The organism is Brevibacillus porteri, assembly GCF_003013475.1.
In the GTDB taxonomy this organism is placed as follows: Bacteria; Bacillota; Bacilli; order Brevibacillales; family Brevibacillaceae; genus Brevibacillus; species Brevibacillus porteri.
In genome coordinates this window covers 1-3,268 of sequence record NZ_PXZO01000080.1, presented here as the reverse complement: position 1 = coordinate 3,268, position 3,268 = coordinate 1, and the positions used below count along the sequence as shown (strand labels likewise).

Below are 3,268 nucleotides of genomic sequence, written 5' to 3'. Positions count from 1 at the left end.
GGTACACTCTGGCACACTTTTGAGGAGTTGAGAGCATGGGAAGCTTTTCAAAAACGCTGCAACAGACCAAAACAGAGCCAGAAATCGAATCGCCTCTTACCGTTGCTGCTACACAACCAGAACAAAATCCGCCTGCTCTTTGGGAAGATCCGCGACCTGATTTGCAAGACGACCATCGTTTGTGGCAGCGATTCTTGAAACTGGCCTGCAATCTCCCTGACGAGAAAGAGGCATTCAAGCTGGTAGGCGTGCTGAACGGGATCCGCGCCGAAGGAACCCAGCTGGTGAAGGGAAACAATGGTTTTGTTCTTCGACCGATTATCGATCCGACAACCGGTTGGGTCAGTCAGAAAGAATACGAGTACATGCGGGACAAGTACATGAAACCGCACTTCGACAGCATCAAAGTGTTGCTGCAGGTGCTGAAACAGGAGAGTTGGCATTGGTAAATCTGATAGCAGAACAAGGAGGAAGTAAATAATGAGTCAGCATCAAGTAGTCTTTGCTCATACAGAGTTTGGGCAAGTCGAAATAATCCGTATAGATGGCAAGGAATGGTTTAGTGCAACGCAAGTGGCGAAGGCTTTGGGATATTCAAACCCATGGAAAGCCATCTCTGCCCATTGCCGAAAAGATGGGCTAACGAAACGTGAGGTCATCGACGCTCTTGGAAGAAAACAAGAAACGAATTTCATCAACGAGGGGAATCTGTACCGTCTGATCATCAAATCGCATTTACCGAGTGCAGAACGATTTGAAACATGGGTGTTTGATGAAGTTCTCCCGTCCATTCGAAAGACTGGAAGATACTCACTCCCCAGTGCTGGAGAAATCGCCGCAAGTCACCCAGCCAGGCTGCTTCTTAACGGCCCAACGTGGGGGCAGCGTTTCAGTGAGACCGAAAAGATGCGAGAGACGATGATGACCTTTATTCCAGCAGATGAAGTGGCCAGACGCTGCGGAATTTACACGGCTTCACGTTATGCAGCCAAGCCGTATGGGAAATTCATTAACCATCTAGTGATGGCACAACTAATTGAGATTGAGGAAGACGAACTGGTTTTCCATCCCATGAGCTACTTGGAGAGCGTCGTCCCCAAGGTCGCGGAGTGGATGAGCGCCCGGCAGTACCCAACGGAGATTACTTTCGGCAATACCGTTCATCGCATCCAATTCTTTATACCACGGACAGATCGTGGTTACTATCTCGCTGGGGAATAAGACCTGCTATGAAAGAAAGCACGATTCAAGCTAACATCCTGAAATATTTGAACAGCCTACCAGGCTGCTACGCGATAAATAACCACGGCAATAGCTATCAAGGATCCGGACGGCCCGACATCTTCGCTTCCTACAAAGGACGGTTCCTTGCATTTGAAGTGAAAAACGAATCGGGCAAACCGACCAAGCTGCAGCTGCATGAGTTGTCCAAGTGGGAAGCTGCTGGAGCTATTACCGGAATCGTTCGAAGTGTTGACGATGTGAAAAAACTGATCGAAGGGATTGAGTGAGATGAAAGCAGTGCTTGACCCAACTTGGAACGAGCTGCGAACGGGAAATCAATTCACGGGCAGTAGCGACATTACGATCATGGGCTTGGCGGACCTACCGGAAGAGGATCGCAAGCGATATGAGGCGATGGGGTTTGTTACAAAGCCGGTAGAGCGCCGGGTGGAGAAGCAAGTATTTGAGGAGATCGCAACGCCCCCAAGCGGCTTTACGGTTGCTCCCAGGAAGCCTAATGAAATGTACAAGCTGACAGTGAAAGAGTTTCAGCGAATGAAGGCCGATGGAAAAAGCGATGAAGAGATCATGAAGATATACAACTGCTCCAATATGAATCTCTTTTACAAGTGGAAGCGAGAGAACGGCTTGACTGGGGTTCGAAAACCGGGCAAACGGCAGCTGGCACAGAAGAAGGTGAAGGCATGATGCGGGAAAGCGCATGGCAGCGTTGCTCGAAGTGCGGGCATGGCTTTCAGGTCTTGGCTGATGAAGCAGGCGACCATGACTGCCCGTGGTGCGGGTTTGGTCCAGAGCGGGAAGAAGAGGAAGAAGACAAACAGTGGGAGGATGATGACGATGAATAGTGTGATCGAAACGCCGGTGTTGAAAGGAATTCGTGAAATGCTTGAGCGATTTCGCCGCATTTTCGATTCCATTTCACGAACCTTGCACAAGGTTTTCAATAGTCCACCCTTTCAAGATTGCCTCAGACAATTAGCAAAGATCAAACACAATCAGCAACGTGCGCGGCAGCTGTACTACCGAAAAAAGAGAAGCCAATCGAAACGAAAGGCTAAGAGAAAAGGGTGAATCGCATGATTGCCTATATGAGTCGATCTCATCTAAACATGTACAACTATCTGCAGGGAGGCGATCAGCATGAATCAAAAGATGATGGAGCACGTTACTAAAATTTCAGCGGAGGCTGCTGTTCAAGCTGCATTAGAGTTCCTGGAGAAAGAAAAACAGAAGCAGCAGAAGGAGAAACGAGATTGGCGACTTCGGAATACAAAGCTCCTGTTGAAACATTACCGTTCGTTTGTGAGGCATGTGGATGGGACTATGGAAAAGGTGACGGCGCACGATTATGCAGAAGCCATAGGTAATCTGCACAGCCAAGAGTTAGCGCTGGAATCCATCAAGCGAAGTACACAGCGCACGATGGTTATGGTCAAGTTCGTCCAGAGAATGCTTTCTGTATACGAAACAACGTGCCTAATGTCTGAGCATCCAGAAGATTGGCGCAGGTATCAAATCATCCATGACTTGTATATCTCAGAGGAAAAAAAGACGGTCGAGCAGGTCGCAACATGTCACTTTATTGATACTCGAACCGTGTACAGAGACATCAATGAAGCCACCAAAGCCTTGTCGGTATTGATTTTTGGGGTAGATGCTATTGATTTCATGTGAGTCAAACGCACAGCAAAATGGTGTCATTTCGGCGTCGTACGGTCCGTGTTATTATGATAGCATCGAAAAATTATGAACAGCGAAACATGGGAGCCATCCGGTCTATCGGGTGGCTTTTTACACAGTCAATATGGACATACCTTCCCATCTGGATCAAAATGGTAATGGGAGGTGAGAGTATGTTTGAAACATTAATAGGCTGGATAGAGGGATTAAACGCTATTAAATGGGTGTTTACCGAAACGCAAATAGGTGCATTTGTTTTAGCAGCATTCGCTATACCAGCAATTATTAAGCATCACGAACAGATTGTTGACTATTTTAATTAGCACCCATGTGGTGCTTTTTT

Annotated in this window: 8 protein-coding genes; all 8 read left to right on the top strand. The window is 47.5% G+C overall.

Annotated elements, in window-relative coordinates; all coding sequences use genetic code 11:
- The first annotated feature begins 35 nt into the window (after positions 1-35).
- The 8 genes from C7R92_RS31600 to C7R92_RS32180 all read left to right on the top strand — a co-directional run bounded on the left by C7R92_RS31600 (position 36) and on the right by C7R92_RS32180 (position 3,248).
- On the top strand, positions 36-449 hold the full coding sequence (locus C7R92_RS31600; RefSeq protein WP_106836869.1) for a hypothetical protein: 414 nt from the start codon (positions 36-38) through the stop codon (positions 447-449).
- Between the two features lie 31 nt (positions 450-480).
- Positions 481-1,221 carry a BRO-N domain-containing protein gene (locus C7R92_RS31595; RefSeq protein WP_106836868.1) on the top strand — a complete coding sequence of 247 codons (741 nt, stop codon included), beginning with the start codon at positions 481-483 and terminating at the stop codon, positions 1,219-1,221.
- 8 nt (positions 1,222-1,229) lie between these two features.
- Complete coding sequence (locus tag C7R92_RS31590) at positions 1,230-1,511, top strand: PDDEXK family nuclease (protein WP_106836867.1); 282 nt, start codon at positions 1,230-1,232, stop codon at positions 1,509-1,511.
- A 1-nt stretch (position 1,512) separates the two neighbouring features.
- Positions 1,513-1,932 (top strand): hypothetical protein, encoded by a 420-nt coding sequence (locus C7R92_RS31585; RefSeq protein WP_106836866.1) that lies wholly within the window; start codon positions 1,513-1,515, stop codon positions 1,930-1,932.
- Positions 1,929-2,090: a hypothetical protein gene (locus C7R92_RS32185; protein ID WP_158265790.1), complete on the top strand. Its 162-nt coding sequence runs from the start codon at positions 1,929-1,931 to the stop codon at positions 2,088-2,090. The genes C7R92_RS31585 and C7R92_RS32185 overlap by 4 nt, the downstream gene beginning before the upstream one ends.
- Positions 2,083-2,316 carry a hypothetical protein gene (locus C7R92_RS31580; RefSeq protein ID WP_106836865.1) on the top strand — a complete coding sequence of 78 codons (234 nt, stop codon included), beginning with the start codon at positions 2,083-2,085 and terminating at the stop codon, positions 2,314-2,316. Before C7R92_RS32185 ends, C7R92_RS31580 begins: the two co-directional genes overlap by 8 nt.
- 69 nt (positions 2,317-2,385) lie before the next feature.
- Entirely contained in the window at positions 2,386-2,919 is a 534-nt protein-coding gene (locus tag C7R92_RS31575) for a hypothetical protein (RefSeq protein WP_106836864.1), read from the top strand.
- 179 nt (positions 2,920-3,098) lie between these two features.
- Positions 3,099-3,248, top strand: a complete 150-nt coding sequence (locus tag C7R92_RS32180) for a hypothetical protein (protein WP_158265789.1) — start codon at positions 3,099-3,101, stop codon at positions 3,246-3,248.
- Positions 3,249-3,268 lie beyond the last annotated feature (20 nt).